General features: G+C 51.3%; 14 protein-coding genes. 7 read left to right on the top strand and 7 right to left on the bottom strand.

The features are described from left to right. Window positions 1-1,217, top strand: a 1,217-nt coding sequence (locus FJU30_RS17595) for a tyrosine-type recombinase/integrase (RefSeq protein ID WP_150436280.1), incomplete at its 5' end; no start/stop codon positions are given. 5 nt (window positions 1,218-1,222) lie between these two features. Here FJU30_RS17595 and FJU30_RS17590 read toward each other — a convergent pair. Next, complete coding sequence (locus tag FJU30_RS17590; protein WP_048639778.1) at window positions 1,223-1,492, bottom strand: helix-turn-helix domain-containing protein; 270 nt, start codon at window positions 1,490-1,492, stop codon at window positions 1,223-1,225. A 102-nt stretch (window positions 1,493-1,594) separates the two neighbouring features. Next, the gene (locus FJU30_RS17585; protein WP_048637299.1) at window positions 1,595-1,858 is read right to left on the bottom strand and encodes a helix-turn-helix domain-containing protein; all 264 of its coding nucleotides are present in this window, start codon (window positions 1,856-1,858) and stop codon (window positions 1,595-1,597) included. Window positions 1,859-1,963: 105 nt separating this feature from the next. Between FJU30_RS17585 and FJU30_RS17580 the strand changes: the two genes are divergently transcribed. Beyond that, a complete protein-coding gene (locus FJU30_RS17580; protein WP_150436292.1) occupies window positions 1,964-2,209 on the top strand; it encodes a helix-turn-helix domain-containing protein in 246 nt (81 codons plus the stop codon). A gap of 168 nt (window positions 2,210-2,377) precedes the next feature. Here FJU30_RS17580 and FJU30_RS17575 read toward each other — a convergent pair whose 3' ends face one another. From FJU30_RS17575 to FJU30_RS17565, 3 genes are all read right to left on the bottom strand, one after another. Then, entirely contained in the window at window positions 2,378-3,241 is an 864-nt protein-coding gene (locus tag FJU30_RS17575) for a phage integrase N-terminal domain-containing protein (protein WP_150436279.1), read from the bottom strand. Window positions 3,242-4,120: 879 nt separating this feature from the next. Next, entirely contained in the window at window positions 4,121-7,906 is a 3,786-nt protein-coding gene (locus FJU30_RS17570) for an SIR2 family NAD-dependent protein deacylase (protein WP_150436278.1), read from the bottom strand. Between the two features lie 565 nt (window positions 7,907-8,471). Beyond that, window positions 8,472-8,774, bottom strand: a complete 303-nt coding sequence (locus FJU30_RS17565) for a hypothetical protein (protein ID WP_150436277.1) — start codon at window positions 8,772-8,774, stop codon at window positions 8,472-8,474. Between the two features lie 127 nt (window positions 8,775-8,901). Between FJU30_RS17565 and FJU30_RS17560 the strand changes: the two genes are divergently transcribed. The 5 genes from FJU30_RS17560 to FJU30_RS17540 all read left to right on the top strand — a co-directional run bounded on the left by FJU30_RS17560 (window position 8,902) and on the right by FJU30_RS17540 (window position 15,715). Then, a complete protein-coding gene (locus FJU30_RS17560) occupies window positions 8,902-9,654 on the top strand; it encodes an AAA family ATPase (RefSeq protein WP_150436276.1) in 753 nt (250 codons plus the stop codon). Window positions 9,655-9,883: 229 nt separating this feature from the next. Next, window positions 9,884-10,729, top strand: a complete 846-nt coding sequence (gene licT / locus FJU30_RS17555) for a BglG family transcription antiterminator LicT (protein ID WP_150436291.1) — start codon at window positions 9,884-9,886, stop codon at window positions 10,727-10,729. A gap of 113 nt (window positions 10,730-10,842) precedes the next feature. Next, on the top strand, window positions 10,843-12,756 hold the full coding sequence (locus FJU30_RS17550; protein ID WP_150436275.1) for a beta-glucoside-specific PTS transporter subunit IIABC: 1,914 nt from the start codon (window positions 10,843-10,845) through the stop codon (window positions 12,754-12,756). 10 nt (window positions 12,757-12,766) lie between these two features. Next, entirely contained in the window at window positions 12,767-14,239 is a 1,473-nt protein-coding gene (locus FJU30_RS17545; RefSeq protein WP_150436274.1) for a glycoside hydrolase family 1 protein, read from the top strand. A gap of 78 nt (window positions 14,240-14,317) precedes the next feature. After that, entirely contained in the window at window positions 14,318-15,715 is a 1,398-nt protein-coding gene (locus FJU30_RS17540; RefSeq protein ID WP_150436273.1) for a glycoside hydrolase family 1 protein, read from the top strand. A gap of 799 nt (window positions 15,716-16,514) precedes the next feature. Here the strand turns inward: FJU30_RS17540 and FJU30_RS17535 are convergent. Further along, the gene (locus FJU30_RS17535) at window positions 16,515-17,147 is read right to left on the bottom strand and encodes a LysE family translocator (RefSeq protein WP_150436272.1); all 633 of its coding nucleotides are present in this window, start codon (window positions 17,145-17,147) and stop codon (window positions 16,515-16,517) included. 165 nt (window positions 17,148-17,312) lie between these two features. After that, the gene (locus FJU30_RS17530; RefSeq protein WP_150436271.1) at window positions 17,313-17,948 is read right to left on the bottom strand and encodes a hypothetical protein; all 636 of its coding nucleotides are present in this window, start codon (window positions 17,946-17,948) and stop codon (window positions 17,313-17,315) included. Between the last annotated feature and the right edge of the window lies 1 nt (window position 17,949).

The raw sequence follows: 17,949 nt of genomic DNA, 5'->3' as shown, positions 1-17,949 counted from the left end.
GCCTCTCTCTGGGCCGTTATCCTGCAATCGGCTTACGCAAAGCGCGCGCATTGCGTGATGAAGCTCGCGAGCTGTTGGCTAAAGGCATCAACCCCTGCACTGTTCGCAAACAAAAGCGGCAGGCCGCGCGTCTGGCCGCCGGACACTGCTTTAAAGCCGTCTATTCCCTTTGGCTTGACCATCGCAGACTCGAACTCAGAGAAGGGCGGCAAAGTACCCTGTCGCAAATCCAGCGTATTTTTTCTAAAGATGTGCTGCCCATTCTGGGCGAGCGTTCGATCTTTGAGATCCGTCGCTCTGACTTGCTGGAGGTGATTGCCCGTATTGAACGGCGCAAGGCGCTGACCATCGCGGAAAAGGTGCGTACGTGGTTTAACCAGCTGTTTCGCTTTGCGCTGGTGAAAATCGAAGGGCTGGAAACTAACCCGGCGTCGGATCTGGACGTGGTGGCGGCTCCTAAGCCACCTGTCAGGCATAATCCCTATCTCGCTATCCACGAGCTGCCGTTATTACTCAGGAAACTGAGCAACTACGCAGGCGATATGCAAACGCAGCTTGGCATCAGGCTATTGCTATTGACCGGGGTTCGCACCGGAGAACTGCGGCTGGCAACGCCGGATCAGTTCGATCTGAAGCGTGAGCTATGGATCATCCCGCCGGAGAATATAAAGCAGTTGCAGAATGCTATGCGCAGGCATGGCAAGAATGGTCAGGCTATTCCGCCATACGTTGTGCCGTTACCCGCTCAGGCGCTCGACATTGTGCATCATCTGCTGGCGCAGATGAAACCAGCTCAAAAATATCTGCTGACCCACCGTAGCGATTTAAAGAAACGCATCAGTGAAAATACGCTTAATGGCGCGCTGCGCCGTATGGGGTATGCGGAGCAACTAACCGGCCACGGTATTCGCGCCACCATCTCGACGGCGCTCAACGAAATCGGCTATCCCAAAATCTGGATTGAGGCGCAGCTTTCCCACGCCGACTCCAACAAAGTCAGCGCGGCCTACAATCATGCGCAGTATGTGGAACAGCGGCGGCGCATGATGCAGGAATGGGCGGATAGGCTGGATCGCTGGGTGGCGAACGGAGCCGGTGAGGTTAATGATGGCGTTGCAAAAAACAGCGTACTTGAAAACACGCTGAAAGCGATGGCAGACGGTCGGATGTTGCCCGGCGAGGGCATACTGTTTTTACGTGAGTTTATTTTGCAATGAGCGGGTTATCCCTTTGTCCACTGAACGACTTCACCGTCATATAGTTTCAGGATGATGTCTGCAAAGTCGTCGTCAAGGGTATAAAAATAGCTTTCGGGGACGTTAAGAACGCGGGCAAAGGCGCACATCGTCTCAAATGTCGGGCGATGTGTGCCGCTTTCATACTGGGAGACACGCGACCGCGCGGTGGCTTCTTCAATCCCAGCGAGTACCCCCAATTTTTCCTGCGTCATTTGGGCACGCAGGCGGGCAGCTTTAAGGCGAGCAGGTAACATAGTGGCACCATCAATAATCAATATTGACGTCATGTTTAGCATTGCTTTACAGGCGAGTTGCTTAGAGTCCCTGAACAGGGTCGGCTTGAGATAAGAGAAAGGTCAGAGGGAATGCGCTTTATACTGGCGATAAAGGTCGAGCAGCATGGCCGCAAATTTATCATCCAGGGTGTAGAAATAACCCTCCGGCACATGTAGCACCTTCGCAAAGGCGCACATCATTTCGAATGTCGGGCGATGTATCCCATTTTCATACTGCGAGACGCGTGACCGCGCGGTTTCCTCTTCAATACCCGCCAGCGTACCCAGTTTTTCCTGAGTAAGATGCGCGTTTAACCGTGCGGATTTAAGACGTCCGGGAAGCATGATCAACACCCTAGATAAGCTATTGACTTAGTGTTTAGCATTACTTAACATCGTAGTTGTTTAGAGATGCTGAACATGGCGGATAAAATCATGGGGGAGAGGGTAATGAACGTTAATGACTGGCATCCGGCGGATATTATCGCTGGTTTGAGAAAACGTGGCACAACGCTGGCGGCGATCTCCAGAGAGGCGGGATTAGCGTCATCTACATTGGCAAATGCGCTAACGCGACACTGGCCGAAGGGCGAGCGCTTGATTGCCGAAGCGTTGAACAAACGGCCGGAAGAGATCTGGCCTTCCCGCTATCAGGGCATCAGCCGTGGTCAGGGTGGGGAAGGGGCGCAGGATTGAAAACCTGAAGGGGCTTGATGGCTGTTTATGATGTCGTCTGCTGGCAGCCGCGTCTGGGATACCGTGAAATAGGGCAGAGTGCCTTTTCCCTTTTTCTGGTAGGTCCGTTGCCCCTTAATATCTATTCCCTTCGGCCATTTCCTGCCTTTTTGATCCCGAAAACCCTTTTTATCGTCCAAGATAGAGCGACACGATCTGTAATCTTTCATGCCCCAGCTCCCGACTAATGATTTGCCGCGTTTCACGGTCGATGGTTTGTTGTTCCTGCGTCAGGTGGTTATAGCCGGGGCCACCAGCAGCGGGAGCCAGCCAGCCGGTCAGGATTTCATAACGCATCTGGGCGTAACGATGGCGTAAACCGTGCATGCCGCTGAGTCCGGCGTTTTTGCACTGACCGTCATACCGATGCCGCTGCTGGATATAGGTTTTCTGCGCCGGGATTAGCGAACCGGCTCCCGCCAGCGCGTGGGCTTCATCCAGCACAGCCCGTTGTTCCGGCATGGTGATGGGGACGGTACGTGCTTTGCCGCCTTTGGTCCATGTGCCTTTCAATGCGATATGGTCGCCCCGGTCGGCATAGCGGGGCTGGAACAGCAGGCACTCTTTGCGGCGTAGCCCAAAGGCGGCCTGCAAACGCAAACTCATTTTTACCTGCGGGTCGCGGATACGGTCGAGCCGATCGTTTAGCGTTTGGGCTTTATTCTGATTGGTGACATAGCGCCGTTTGGGAATGCCCAACTGGTCGTTGTCGGCGGGCAGCAGGCCCGGTTTGCCAATCTTCTCCGCCCACCAGCGCAGATGCGCCAGCCGGTTCTTTAGGGTGCCGGCGGACAAATCCTCTGATTGCCAGCGCATCAGCAGGGTGTTGATATGCTTACCTTTAAGCGAGGTAGCGCGCATCTGGCGGAAACCGGCCTCACGTAACTGGCGGGCCATCAGGGTCAGAGACCGTTTTCTGTCAGCCTGCGTGGTATGGCTGCCGTCCCGGTTGCGTCGGCAAAGCTGGTTTAGCGTCCATGTCAGGTCATCCAAATCAGCCTCCTCTTTGTCGGTCTTTTTGCTACAGTTAATTCGCTTGTTCTGAGAGGAAATCGGGTTAGTGTAATTGCCAACTCGCCGCATTCACTGCGACAAGATCCCCGAAGGGCAGGGGCCAGACGCTCAGAACGTCTGTTGCCTCAGATTGAGGCATCCGCCTTGTTTCCTGCTGGAAAGCCGGGCGGAGGGTATTGCCTGAAAAACGTGATAAAACCTCCTTTGTTGCAGATGGATGAAAAGAAAATGCGGGCCTGCGGCCCGCTACGGATAAGAGACATTGATTAAATTGGGCCAGTAATACCCTGAACCCGATTAAGGGGCGACGCCGGGAATGAGCCGGAAGCGTCTGGATGGCTCCATCCTGATCGGACAGACACTCGCAGGAGCCAATGCCTTTGGGATGGCCGGATGGGTACGGCCAGCGCAGCATATACGCTGTGCCATGTTTCCGGTGTTCAGACCCGCCGGAAGGTTGTTGCAGGGGTAGTATGCCGGAGCATCGTCACGCAGACAGTAATGAATAGGGTGTTTCGCCAGCCCATATTGTTGCTGGGTTGCATCAAGCCGTCACTGCGGCGGCAGTGACGGCTTGCTATCGCTTTCTGACCGTTTTTTGCTGTGTATAACGAGAAAGCTGTTTTTTTATTGAGCGATATACTAAGTTTACTTGGAATTTTATGCTAACCATCAGCCGATAATAAACGTAATGCCGACGATATGATATTGTAATAATATTCATTCGTGTAGGACAATGAATTAAATAAGCAAAGACATTTTTTTCGTCCTAATTTACTTTGTAGGTGCCATTTATTATTCTCGGGATATGCGTATTCCCATAATTTTCTACAAGATAATTGTTAGAGATGTTATTTTTTACTCTTTAAGAAAGCGCAGTTCTGGAAGTGGGTCAGAAGGAGCTAAGTCTAGCCAATTTGTTATATTTTTTGTTGTATATTGCTGGTTATTTGTTGCGATTTCTTTCGCGAGTCGAGCACAGTTCCAGCGTAATGTTGGCACATTGTCGTCAGGTATACCTGAACCTACCGGCCGATCTTTATATGAAAGTTCAGTGAGCATCTTTTTTAGCCCCAAATCAATCAATGAAAAATGACTTTTGGTCAGCCATTCGCTGTGGTTTTTTACTATAAGTATCATTAAATTTAAGGCCCAAGGTAATACAGGTATTCGGCGTGTGGAAATAATTCCAGAAATTGCATCAATAATGAGTTTGGGTCTGTTTTCTTTATTCAAATTTGAATGGAAAACCCAATAGGAAATTATATTTGACGCATTACTTACTGAGGGGATGTCTAGATCTATCAGATTTTCTACTAGTTCACTTTCCAATCGGGATAACTCTAATTTGTCTTTTTTTTCTAATGCTATCGATAGACGGTATCGCGAAAATTTAACACCAAGTTCAGCACCCTGAGTGATGACCAATTCAAGCCATTTTCCTATACTAGAGTTGTTAAACTGATCAGGCATGCTTTTATTTTCGACCATCATTGCGACGATATTATCAATCAATTCCAGTCGCTGATTAATGGCTATATGTAAATTATCTATATTTTTGTAATCTTTAAATATATATTGCCACTCGATGTCCCACCACTTTTTTACCAATTTAAGACCAGCGTTCATATCTGTTTTTGGCCATTGTTTTCTTTTTATTGAATAAATCCAATTTTCTAGCAACTCATCTTTATTATCAATACTCCAATATTTTTTGGATTTTGGTGGTTTTTCCAATAGATCTGTTGGTTCTACTGAGAAATTTTTTAACTCTTGAGAAAGAATCCATTTTCTAAATAAATTATCAAAATCAATGCTGCTATCATTTAACCAGTTAAACGTAGCCCACGGGTGATGACCGGGAATTAGTGTCCAAGTTTTTTTGATGGTTAGGATTTTTTTTATGGCTTCTTTCTGATTATCAACGATAAATCCCCAGCCATTTAACCAAAATAACTTCCCCCATACATTTTCTAATTCTGAAGTATTTGCAATTTTTGATACTTGTAGTTTTGCAATCAATTGATCTATGAATTTTGAGATGTCATTATTTTCATTGTTATTTAATAAATCACCGGGGCGACGATTAAGCATATGTATACAAGTCCAATCGCGCTCGAAATGTGAACTTACAGTCGGTTTGTCAGGGATTTTTGATATTAAAGGGATTGTTTTTATCCGATCTTTCGCTGGGAGAGTTTCAAAACAGCGTGAAAGTACTTGCGCTAACTCTTTCCAAATTAGTGGGGAGTTATAAATAATTGGTTGATAGTAAAGAGAAATAACTCTCTCCATGAAGGAGTAAACTTTTTCTGTATTGCTTATGCGAATTACTAGTCGAGAGAATATATTCATATGAAAATCTATTACATCTTGTGGCGATTGCTCGACAAACGAATTACTAATAATTCTCTCGATCAGGTTTAAAGAGCGGGTACAAATCTGTACTGCAAGTGACTCATCTGTGCGTGCAACTTGATATCGAGACAACCAACCAGCTTTATGTAGCAATTGATTAGAGAGTCTCGGTTTTAACATGTTCTTGTTGAGTGATCTAATCATTACACTTAATACTCGCTGCATTGAGTCCGCGTACTGAACCCACCATGCAGCTTGTGCAAATGAAGCAATGTCGAAAGTAGCATTCTTGATACGTGGCACTAGAGCAACTCGATCGCTTAGTGTCAACCAAGCAAAAGATGAATATATTTTTTCTCTTAACTCAAGGGGGCCAGCTAATTGTTCTGTTACCGAATAACGTCCCAAATCAAATTGGGGGTGATAACTTTTGGGATGAGAGGGCGGGGGGGTCTCAGCATTTAATGCTGCGGTAAGTTTTTGTAGCTCATTTTGTGAATCAAATCCTTTTGCAGCAAGATCCACTAATCTTCGATCAAGTTTTTCGGACTGAAGTTCATCGTTTGCATCGTCTTTGGTAGAAAACCATTTTTGTGAGGTTTGCAAATAATTTATTGCGAGGCATGCCCAAGCTTCTTGAGATAAGTATTTAGTACTGTGCGGGTGTAATCGTTGATTGCTGCGTAATTGCTGTAATCCTTTCAAGCTGACTGAGCTACCTTCCTCTGGTCTTCCAACCTCTCCCAAAAGCATACCTTTTCGAACAAACATGTAGCTATCTGATGATCTGATATTCCACTCACTCAGTAAGTGATAGGCAATATCACGGTCACCTTCGTAAAGCTTAAATAAAATTGACTCATATATAATTTCGTCTTGAAGCTGAAAATCTTTTGGTAATTCAGTTTTAAGAATATTGGACAGTAAGTCAAAATTTTCCCGGCATAGCTCCTGTCTGGCCCAACGTAGCAGACTTAGTCCGAGATAACGCCAACGTTGTTGAAAATCTATTGTAGATTTAATATCAAATATTCTAAGATCAGTTATCTGATTATTAAATAGAGTGCTTGAGTGTGTGCTTGTTTTTTTTAATAAATCAAGTGCTGATAAGGCTAATGAATCTTCAAAGCACTGAAGAAGCACTTCTTGATGCCAAGCGTATTCTGCAAAGATAACAATCCCAATATGAGGAGTGTCCTTTAATAGTTTTTCACGTAAATCAGTGCCATTTAAGAAATCTGGAAGTGAATCAATGCTACGTTTAAATCGTTGGCGTACAGATGACGGCGCTATTAACCATTCTGGATATTTTTTATGCATTTTTCTAACTACTGAATACACATTCAGAAGACGCTTTAGTCGTTCCTCGATATTTTTATGAGGCATCTGCGATATTTTATCTAAATGTGGAATATTTCCCCAATCAGAATCTTTTTCATCAAGCGGTTCTTCAAGTATATGAAACATAGCTGAGAACCGAGAAAAATAGTCAGACTCATCTATACCATCTGGCTGGGGCAAAACCACGGGGGTTACTTTACGCGCCTCTAGCAATGTCCGTTGGCCTAGTGATGGTGCACGATTAACAAATAAATATATAGGTAGGGCATGCATGTCAAGCATGTCACGAACCCATCCGATCCAATGTAAGAAATTCGGATCATCTCCAGAAAATCCAACAAGGCAGAACACATTTTCAAGCAATGATTGGCGGACTAGATTTACGAATGGGGCAAATAACTCTGGATAGCGCCGATAGTCATCTTCTGTGAAGATGAATGGTCTTTGAGATGGGAAAGAGCCATGCAGTTTAACAATGCGCCTTCTGCCAAGGATTTTTGATTGAGGGATGTCCTCACGGCAGGTCACTGTATAGTGTGCGCGTTCTACTATATCGTCAGCTGCGCGTTCCAGTAAGGTATCATAATTGGTGGTGAAAATTTCTGACCATGGCAGTTGAAGTAGTTGATTATGCAAGATACCTGGACGGACTCTATCGTCAGGGATCAAGTGTTTTAAAACTTCTTCGAGCGCAGGTTTGGAAAAAACTCGTGCGTATTGTTCACCTAGTTGAGTGACCATACTTGCAGAGAAATTTGTCAGCTCGCCCTCCTGTGGATTCAGTTCATGCCATAACCTTTTTGCTATGTCGTACCACATGGCTAACTGGTCACCGTTCTCTGCATTGCGGCTGAACCCAGCTCCGACCATTACTGCGGCATTACCGTTAGCTAAGGCTTTACGGATAGCATTATAGTGCACATTATCATTCGTAATGATGGACATAGACTCTTCTTTATCTGCTAAAAAATTATCATGGTTTTTATATGATTATTTGAGTAGTAACGCTCAAATTACATAACACTTGATTACGGAGCTATAGCCGTTTGACATTAATTTAACGGTTGTCAGCTTTTGGTAGCATCCGTCGTGTATGCTTGATACTGATTATATTTTGATAAGAACATGATTTTTGCCGTCTTTCAGACCTTAGGTAACACTTTTTAACGCCATATTTGCTGTTAAACCTAGCTTTAAGACTACCTTGAAATTACTAAAGAGCCATAGCGTCTGGGATTGAAAGGTGCCTTCTTTTTATTCTATGTTCTCACTTGACCAGCCCCCAAAACAAGGCTAATTTCAAGGCTCGACTGATACTGACAGTATCAAATTAACGTTAATAAACTCAGACTTAGCAACTCAGCGCTTGTCTCGTTTCCCGCTCCAATTCTTGTTCTATAGACAGCCACCAACGTCTGTAGCTCTCTGATTCAACAGGGTAATCGCTCTGTTGAGCCTCCAGCGAAATCCACTGAAAACCACCGTCAACCATGCCGAAGTAGTACACAAATTAGTACACGAAAATCGGGTGCGTTGTGGGTGCGGATTGTTTGCTGAGTCGCTTCCCAGTGCGCGGTACACCTCTGTTTATTTCAGCCGCTTTGTGGCCGGCGGAAGTCCGTGCCTTTCCGGAACATGGGAATATAATCCTGCCCACGCCCACGCCCACGCCCACGCCCACGCCCACGCCCACGCCCACGCCCACGCCCACGCCCACGCCCACGCCCACGCCCACGCCCACGCCCACGCCCACGCCCACGCCCACGCCCACGCCCACGCTCACGCCCACGCCCACGCCCACGCCCACGCCCACACGCTATCGGCGAGGCTGTGGCTTGAGCGGGGAATTATGCGTCGAACTCAGGTCGCTCCAGACATCATGGCGTTGTAAGAAAAAAAGGGTAGAATCTTTTTCAGAATTTCAGCACCAGGAATGCGCGATGCTTTCTAACCAATACATCAGCCGAATTTCTCTGTTCCGCGAGAATGTAGAATCGTTTGAGCGTTATCCGTTTTCTATTCCGGCCATTCGCTCGCTGGATGTGTTGGTTCCTCACCCGAAAATGACGTTTTTTATCGGCGAGAACGGCTCCGGAAAATCGACGCTGTTAGAGGCTATTGCCGTTTCGATGGGTTTTAATCCTGAAGGCGGTACAAGAAACTTTAATTTTGGTACGCGCATATCGCATTCGAATCTTTCGCGTTATCTGCGCGTCGGCAAAGGTATCCGGCGGGCGAAAGACGGCTTCTTTTTACGCGCGGAGAGTTTTTTCAATGTGGCGACGGAGATTGAGCATCTTGATGCGGAACCCTCTTTCGGCCCTCCGGTGATCAATTCCTACGGCGGCCATTCTCTGCATGAGCAATCGCACGGCGAATCCTTTATTTCTCTGCTGATTAATCGTTTCGGCGGCAAAGGCCTCTATCTGCTTGATGAACCGGAAGCGGCGCTCTCTCCCACGAAGCAGATGGCCGCGCTGGCCAGAATTCACGACCTGATTCGCGATGACTCGCAGTTTATCATAGCCACCCATTCGCCGATTTTGATGGCTTATCCTGATGCGGATATCTATCAGTTCGATGGGGATGGGATACATCAGGTCGCCTATGAGCAAACGGAACATTACCAGATTACGCGCGCGTTTCTTAACAACCCGGAGCGTATGCTGCGTCAATTGTTAACGGACGAATAGTAAAACCTTACTTGCGTCACAAATAGCAAAGAAAGCTGCCGGCCTTCTGGTCATCCAATTGACCGTTTATATGGCCGGTGCTAGTTTCATCTCATGCATAAGGCTTGTTACCGTTCGGCGGGCAAAACTTAAGTGCAGATACTTACCGTATGTATTACCTGTGTGTATTACATACCGTCTGGTTCTGTATTTTAGTTTTGCCCGTTTTTATTTACAGGGGACAAGGGTGATGAAGATAAAGCAGATCCTGAATAATAATGTCGTCAGCGTTTTGGACGCTCAGGGTCAGGAGCTGATCTTAACCGGTTGCGGGTTGGGTTTTAATTCAAAAATCGGCCAGCAGGTGGATGAATCACGTATTGAGAAAACCTTTCGTTTGCAGGATAACGCTATTTCCGCCCGTTTTAAAGATTTGGTGGACCAGGTGTCGCTGGAGGTTTTGCAGCTTACCGACGATATTGTGGAGTTGGCGAAAGCACAGCTGCAGCAGAAGCTCAGCGAAGGCATTTATGTTAGCTTAGCCGATCACCTGAACTTTGCGCTGCACTGCCAGCAGAACGGCATCAGGGTCGAGAACCCGCTGCAATGGGAGGTGCGTCACTTTTATAAAGAGGAGTACGCCGTTGCCGAACGGGCGCTGGAACGGGTGTTCGAGTTACTGCAGGTGGTTTTGCCGGAGTCCGAAGCCTGTAGTATTGCGCTGCATATTGTGAACGCGGAATTGAATGACAACGTCGGCAATATGAAGCAGATTACCCAGTTGATTTATCAGGTGCAGAATATCGTTAAATATTATTTCCGCGTCACGCTCGACGAGTCCGGTTCGAATTATCATCGCTTTATTACTCATGTTAAATTTTTCGCCCAGCGGGTGATCGATGGCGCCACGCTGGAAAATGACGACGGCGATTTGTTTAATATGGTGCAGCAGCGTTATCAAAAAACATTCGGCTGCGTTGAGTACATCAATGCTTTTATTAGTAAAAACTACCAGCACAACATGAGCAACTCGGAGAAACTCTATCTGACCATACATATCGATAATATGATCCATAGTTTACATCATTCCAAATAGGCTTGTTACTGTTAAATCAGGCAAACCCCAGAGGAAACAAAGCGTCACGGTAAATAAATATCGTGCGGTTGTTGAGGGAATCTTACGATTTCTTTCTGGAAAGAGGAATAACCATGAATTATCCGGAGACGGCGAAAAAAATTGCTGAATTAGTTGGCGGAGAAAAAAATATTCAGCACGTGTTCCATTGCATTACCCGTTTGCGCTTTCACTTACGGGATATGTCCATGGCCGATAAAACCGCGCTGCAACGGCTTGATGGCGTGATTGGTATTAATGTGGCCGGCGATCAGTTTCAGGTGATTATTGGCAATGAGGTTGCGGATGTTTATCGCGCCCTTATCCAGCATTATCCCGCATTGTCCCAGAAAACGGATAATCCTCAGCAGGGGGGAAAACGTAATCTGGTTTCCACCATGCTGGAGTCGTTATCCAGCATCTTCTCGCCGATTATTCCGGCGATTGCCGGCGCCGGGATTCTAAAAGGGGGGCTGTCGCTGTTTATCGCCTTACAGTGGGTAGCGCCGACTAATCAAACCTATCTGCTCCTCTCCGCCATCAGCGACGGCGTGTTCTTTTTCATTCCGCTGGTGCTGGCGTTCAGCGCGGCCAATAAACTGGGCTGTAACCCTTATGTCGCGGTGGCGCTGGCCGCCACGCTGTTTCACCCCACGCTGCTGAAGCTGTTCCAGCAGGACGAGCCGATTTCATTTATCGGGCTGCCGGTGTCGCCGGTGTCTTATGCGTCGTCGGTGATCCCGATTCTGCTGGCGGTGTGGCTGATGTCGTATGTCGAGCGTGCCGTCGACCGCATTATGCCGGGTATGCTCAAGACGATGTTCGTCCCGCTGTTTACCCTGCTGATTGTTGCGCCGATCATGCTGATAGCGATTGGACCACTGGGAATTTTTGCCGGTAATTACCTTTCGTCAGGGGTGGTCTGGCTGGTGGAAAACATGGGGTTGCTCGCCGGGCTGATTCTGGGCGGCACGCTTTCCCTGATTATCATCACCGGTATGCACTATGTGCTGATCCCGATAGTGATCAACAACATCAGCAAGATGGGATTCGATCCGCTCAAAATTATCTTCTATGTCGCCAACCTGGGGCAGGCCGGCGCGGCGTTCGGCGTGTTCCTGCGCTCGCGTAACAAAAAAGTGAAATCGCTGGCGCTCTCCACCAGCCTTACGGCGGCGATGGGGATCACCGAGCCGGCGATGTACGGCATCAATATCCGCTTTAAACGACCTTTTGCCGCCGCGTTAATCGGCGGCGCCTGCGGCGGTTCGTTCGCCATGTTCTTCGGGGTGAAAACCTATGCCTTTGCGCTGAGCGGGCTACCCGGTTTGCCGGCGTTGGTCGGCCCCACCTTTCTGTACGCGTTGGCCAGTCTGGCGATTTCGTTCACCACGGCGGCGGTCGCTACCTGCCTGCTGGGCTTTGAGGATCCGGTCGAGCAACCGTCGCCGTCGGTCAAGGTCGACGCCCCGGCGTTGCCGGCCGGTAGTCCGGTGCTGGCCGGGCAAACCGTCGGCAGGGTAAAACCGCTGCAGCTTAGCCGGCATGAGGAGCAGCTCTTCGCGCCGATCGACGGACGCATGGTGTCCCTCGACCAGGTAAGCGACCCCATTTTCGCCGACGAGATGTTCGGCAAGGGCATCGCCGTTTATCCCACCAACGGCGAACTGGTATCGCCGGTCAACGGGCGGGTGGAGTCGGTGTTTGAAACCGGCCACGCGCTGGCGCTGAAGAGCGATACCGGCGCGGAAATATTGATTCATATCGGTATTGATACCGTCAAACTCGGCGGGCGGCATTTCACTCGCCATATTCAGCCGGGGCAGATGGTTGAGGTGGGCGATCCGCTGGTGAGTTTCGATCTGCCGGCGCTGCTGGCGGAAAATATCGATCCCAGCGTGATCGTGGTGGTGACCAACACCGAATGTTACGGCGAGGTCAGTTCACTGATCGAGGGCGACGTCCATTCACGCGAAGCATTTCTGAAACTGACCGCCGCAGCGGCATAAGGGAGACGACATGACGTTTTCAAAGCAATTTCCTGATGATTTTCTCTGGGGCGGGGCGACGGCGGCCAACCAGCTGGAAGGCGGCTGGAATATCGGCGGCAAAGGACTTTCCGTTTCCGACGTGTATACCTTCGACAGTAGAACGCCGAAAGAACGCTGGCTTGACCAATGGCTGTTTATGACCCGCCGCCAGGTGGCGGACGCACAGGATCCCAACAGCAGCAAGTATTATCCCAAACGTAAGGGCATCGATTTTTATCACCGTTACAAGGAGGACATCGCACTGTTTGCCGAAATGGGATTTAAGTGTTTTCGCATGTCGATTGCCTGGACGCGCATTTTTCCGCGCGGCGATGAAACCGAGCCGAATGAACAAGGGCTGGCGTTTTATGACGATGTGCTGGAGACCCTGCTGGCGCATAACATTCAGCCGGTGGTTTCGCTTTCCCACTATGAAATGCCGCTGTGTCTGGTGACGGAATACGGCGGCTGGCCGAACCGTAAGCTGGTGGACTTCTACGTGCGCTTCGCCGTCACGGTGTTCGAACGCTACCGGCGTAAGGTGAAATACTGGATGACGTTTAACGAGATCAACTGCGTGAAACATCATCCTTACGTCAGCGTGGGCGTAATCGAAGAGGATCATCCTCATCTGGAGCAGGACAAGTATCAGGGCGCGCACCACCAGTTTGTCGCCAGCGCGCTGGCGACCAAAGCCTGTCATCAGATCATTCCCGGATCGCAGGTGGGCTGCATGATCAGCTATCAGATGCTCTATCCCCATACCTGTCATCCGGACGATCTGCAAGCCTGCGAAGAGCAGCAGCGGGTATCGCTGTTTTTCAGCGATGTGCAGGCGCGCGGTTACTATCCGGCCTATACCGACCGCATGCTGGCGGAAAAGGGCGTGGTGCTGCAAAAAGCGCAGGGCGATGACGAGATCCTGCGTCAGTATCCGGTCGATTTCGTGTCATTCAGCTACTACATGTCCAGCACCGTCAGCGCGCACCCGGAGGAACTGGAGGGCGTGACCGGCAACCTGATTACCGGCGGCATCCGCAACCCTTATCTGCCCAGCAGTCAGTGGGGCTGGCAGATCGATCCCAAAGGGCTGCGGCTGGCGCTGAATCAACTCTACGATCGTTATCAAAAACCGTTGTTTATTGCGGAGAACGGGCTGGGCGCCGTCGATACCGTCAATCCTGACGGCACTATCGACGATGATTACCGCATTGACTACCTGCGCCAGCACATTGAGCAGATGAAAGAGGCGCTGGGGGACGGCGTCAGGCTGTTTGGCTACACCTGGTGGGGGCCGATCGATGTGATCAGCGCGGGAACGGCGCAGATCTCCAAGCGCTACGGCTTTATTTATGTCGATCAGGATGACGACGGCAACGGCACGCAGCGCCGCTCGCGCAAGAAAAGTTTCCACTGGTATCAGCGAGCGATCGCCTCTAACGGCGAACAGCTGGCGGATTGAAAAAACAAGGTGCGCGGCGGGCCGGGCGCGCCTGTCCGCCGCCTTAATTCTGCATGTGATGACGATGAGGTATCAATAATGGCAAGTTTTCCGCATGATTTTCTTTGGGGTGGGGCGATTGCGGCCAATCAGGCCGAGGGCGCATGGAACGAAGACGGCAAGGGACCGTCGATCGCCGATGTGGTGCGCGGCGGCGTTATCGCCGGACAGGCGGATGACGCGATCGATCCGAACCTGTACTACGCCAGCCATCAGGCGATCGATTTTTATCACCGTTACAAAGAGGATGTCGCACTGTTCGCCGAAATGGGGTTCAAATGTTTCCGCACCTCGATCGCCTGGTCGCGCATCTTCCCGCAAGGGGATGAAGCCACGCCGAATGAAGCGGGACTCCAGTTCTACGACGACCTGTTTGACGAACTGCTGAAATACGGCATTCAGCCGGTGATCACGCTGTCGCACTATGAAACGCCGCTGGCGCTGGCGACGCGCTACGGCGGCTGGGAAAACCGCCGGCTGGTGGACTTTTTCAGCCGCTACTGCGAAACGGTATTCCGCCGCTATCGGCACAAAGTGAAGTACTGGATGACGTTTAACGAACAGAACAATATGAACCGGATGTCGTTCGCCACCGGCGCGATACGGCCGCCGCAGGAACGGTTGCTACAGGCGGTTTATCAGGCCAACCACCATATGTTTGTGGCTAACGCCATCGCCAATAAGTTGTGTCATGAGATCATTCCCGACGCGATGATTGGCGGCATGCTGTCGCTCAGCACTGTTTATCCCTATCGCTGTCACCCGGACGATGTGTTTGAAACCTATCAGCTGCGCCGCCGATCGCTGTTTTACGCCGACGTGATGATGCGCGGCGTGTACCCGGCCTACAGCCAGCGGATGTGGCGCGACTATGATATTCAACTGACGATGGAGCCGGGCGACCTTGAGCTGCTGGCGGCCTGGCCGTCCGACTATCTGGGGTTCAGCTATTACCGCAGCGCCACGCACAAAGCGGGCGAACTGGTGCTGTCGGATACCGGCGGCATCACCGGGCTGGAAAATCCCTATCTGGAGAAAACGGCCTGGGGCTGGCCGATTGACGCCAAAGGGCTACGGCTGGTGTGCAATGAACTGGCGGATCGTTATCAGAAGCCGCTGTTTATCGTGGAAAACGGCTACGGCGGAGTGGATACCCCGGCGGCGGACGGCGCCATTGAGGATGATGATCGCATCAGCTACGGCCGGCGGCATCTTCAGGAGGTGGCGGAGGCGATTGCCGATGGCTGCGACATTATGGGCTACACCTGGTGGGGGCCGATCGACATCGTCAGCGCCGGAACGGGGGAGATGAAAAAACGTTACGGCTTTATCTACGTCGATAAAGACAATGACGGCAACGGCACGCTGGCGCGTTCGAAGAAAAAGAGCTTCGGCTGGTATAAGCAGGTCATCGCCTCCAACGGCGAGCGGCTTTGACGCATGGCGTCAGACATTGCCATGGCGTCATCTCCGCTCAGACCTGTTTCTTCGTCACAAATGTAAAGGTTCGGACGGGGTTTGCCGTTCACACCACCGGCATAACCGATTACGCAAAGGTGGTCGCTCCCCGCGAATGAGCGGCATGGATGCGGCTCACGCCAGTGGCGCGCCGGCCAAAACGCCGGCGGCATTTTTGAACAGCGCTGCGCCGGCCCGTAAGGGCGAGTCTCAGTGATGAGACGAGTATTCCGTCACCGGCGGGTCGGAAAAGGGGGAGGGCTGCCGAAGAGTCGCGGCGGCGGCGTGATTTCAGCCGCAAGCCAGGGCCGCGGGTCGGCGGCGCTTGAGCGCCCTGCGTCGGGCGTGTGCTACGAATCAGCAGAGAAATGGCGCTGTTATCGCGCACGAAATATTCTCCGGTATGACCGATTCTAATTTATAGCGAGCCCTTAACATTAAAGCGGGAGTCTGTTGTCGCGGCTGACCCGGCGTTGCCGGAATGGCCGCCAGCGCGCATAAGCCGCTATTAACCCGGGACCGGTTTTTCCGGCAGATAATCAGTAAATGCTCGCCTTTTCGCTGCCTGGCCAAACGACAGAAAACCTGCCGGCCTCTTTCAGACAAGCCGCCCGCCCGGAGGCCAGTCCGCCATCTTCCAGATAGCGGCGTTCGACAAACTCCGGCCCCTCAGGCGATATCAAACTCTGCACGATGACGCCGGATTATTGCCGCTGAGCGACGGCGGTAATGCCTTCGGCAATGCGTCGCCGCATACCGCAGGCGGCGTATCGCGCGTTTAACGTCTGGCGTCGGCGATCATCCGCACGGCCAGCCCAGCCAGTACGGCGCCCATCAGCCAGCGCTGTACGGCGATCCAGACGGGTCGGCCGGCGAGAAAGGCCGCGATGCCGCCGGCCATGACGGCAATCAGCGCGTTAACGCTTACGCTGATGATGATCTGGGTAAAGCCGAGCATCAGCGACTGCGCCAGTACGCTGCCGTGGCCCGGCGCGATGAACTGCGGCAGCAACGACAAATACATGATGGCGATTTTAGGATTCAGCAGATTGGTGATTAAGCCCATCGTGAACAGCTTACGCGCGCTGTCCGGCGGCAGCGCGCGCACCTGAAATGGCGAGCGACCGCCGGGCTTCAGCGCCCGCCAGGCCAGATACAGCAGATACGCGGCGCCGCACAGCCGCAGGGCGTCATAAGCATAGGGAACGGCCATCACCAGGGCGGTAATGCCGAACGCCGCGCAAAACATGTAAAACACAAATCCCAGCGCCACGCCGCCTAACGAAATCAGCCCTGCCTTGCGGCCCTGACAGATTGAACGGGAAAGCAGATAAACCATATTCGGGCCGGGCGTGAGCACCATCCCCAGCGCCACAAGGCCGAACATCATCAAACTGGATAATTCAGGCATCGTTTCTCCTTATTACTATGTAGTCAGGCAACCGTCGCGAGGTTTCCGCCGGTTTGCGCTCCGTTTGACTGGACTGAGGGCGCAGCGCGCTGTCAATCCCCGTCGGGAAAAAGGGCGGATCTTCCGCCCGGTACGCCGGCTCTCCGCGCCGGCGTTCTGCGACGTTCATTTGCGCCCCAGCAGAATAAACAGCAGCAGTGGAAACAGGATGACCAGCGCGCCGATGGCGAACAGCGGGCCGAAATACAACAGCGACAGCGCGGCGCCGTCGGTAAAATCTTTCCAGCTCGTGAATCCGTCGCCTTGCTTCAGGCTCGCCATCGGCAGAAACAGGGCGGCCAGCAGCGCGCCGATAGCCAGCGACGATACCAGAGAGGCCAGTACTTTGCCCCAGGTGGTATGCAGACTGGTTTTTAGCCCGGCCGGGTTGTGACCGACCAGCAGCGCGACGCCGGCGATGCCCGGCAGCGCGGAGCCGAACAGCAGGCCGCATAGCAGCAGAATGATTGCGACGATGAGGTAGGTATTTTGTTTCGGTTTAGCGGCGCGAACGGCCGCGCCGGGCAGCGACGCCGATTCGTCCGTGGGCTGGGGTGACTGCTTCAGATACCGGGCGATCAATCCGGCCAGCAGGACAATGAGTCCGACAATGCCCGGCCACCAGAGCTGTTCGCTGTAAAGGAATAGGGCGGGTATCAGCAAGGGCACGGCGAAGCTGAACACAAAATGCAGCGCGACCAGGCCGCTTCCCAGCCAGATCAGGTACTCGTTCCAGTCATTTCTGCCGGTGGTTTTCATCAAC

The sequence above is a fragment of the Affinibrenneria salicis genome (genome assembly GCF_008710095.1).
This window is presented reverse-complemented; position numbering and strand designations above follow the sequence as displayed.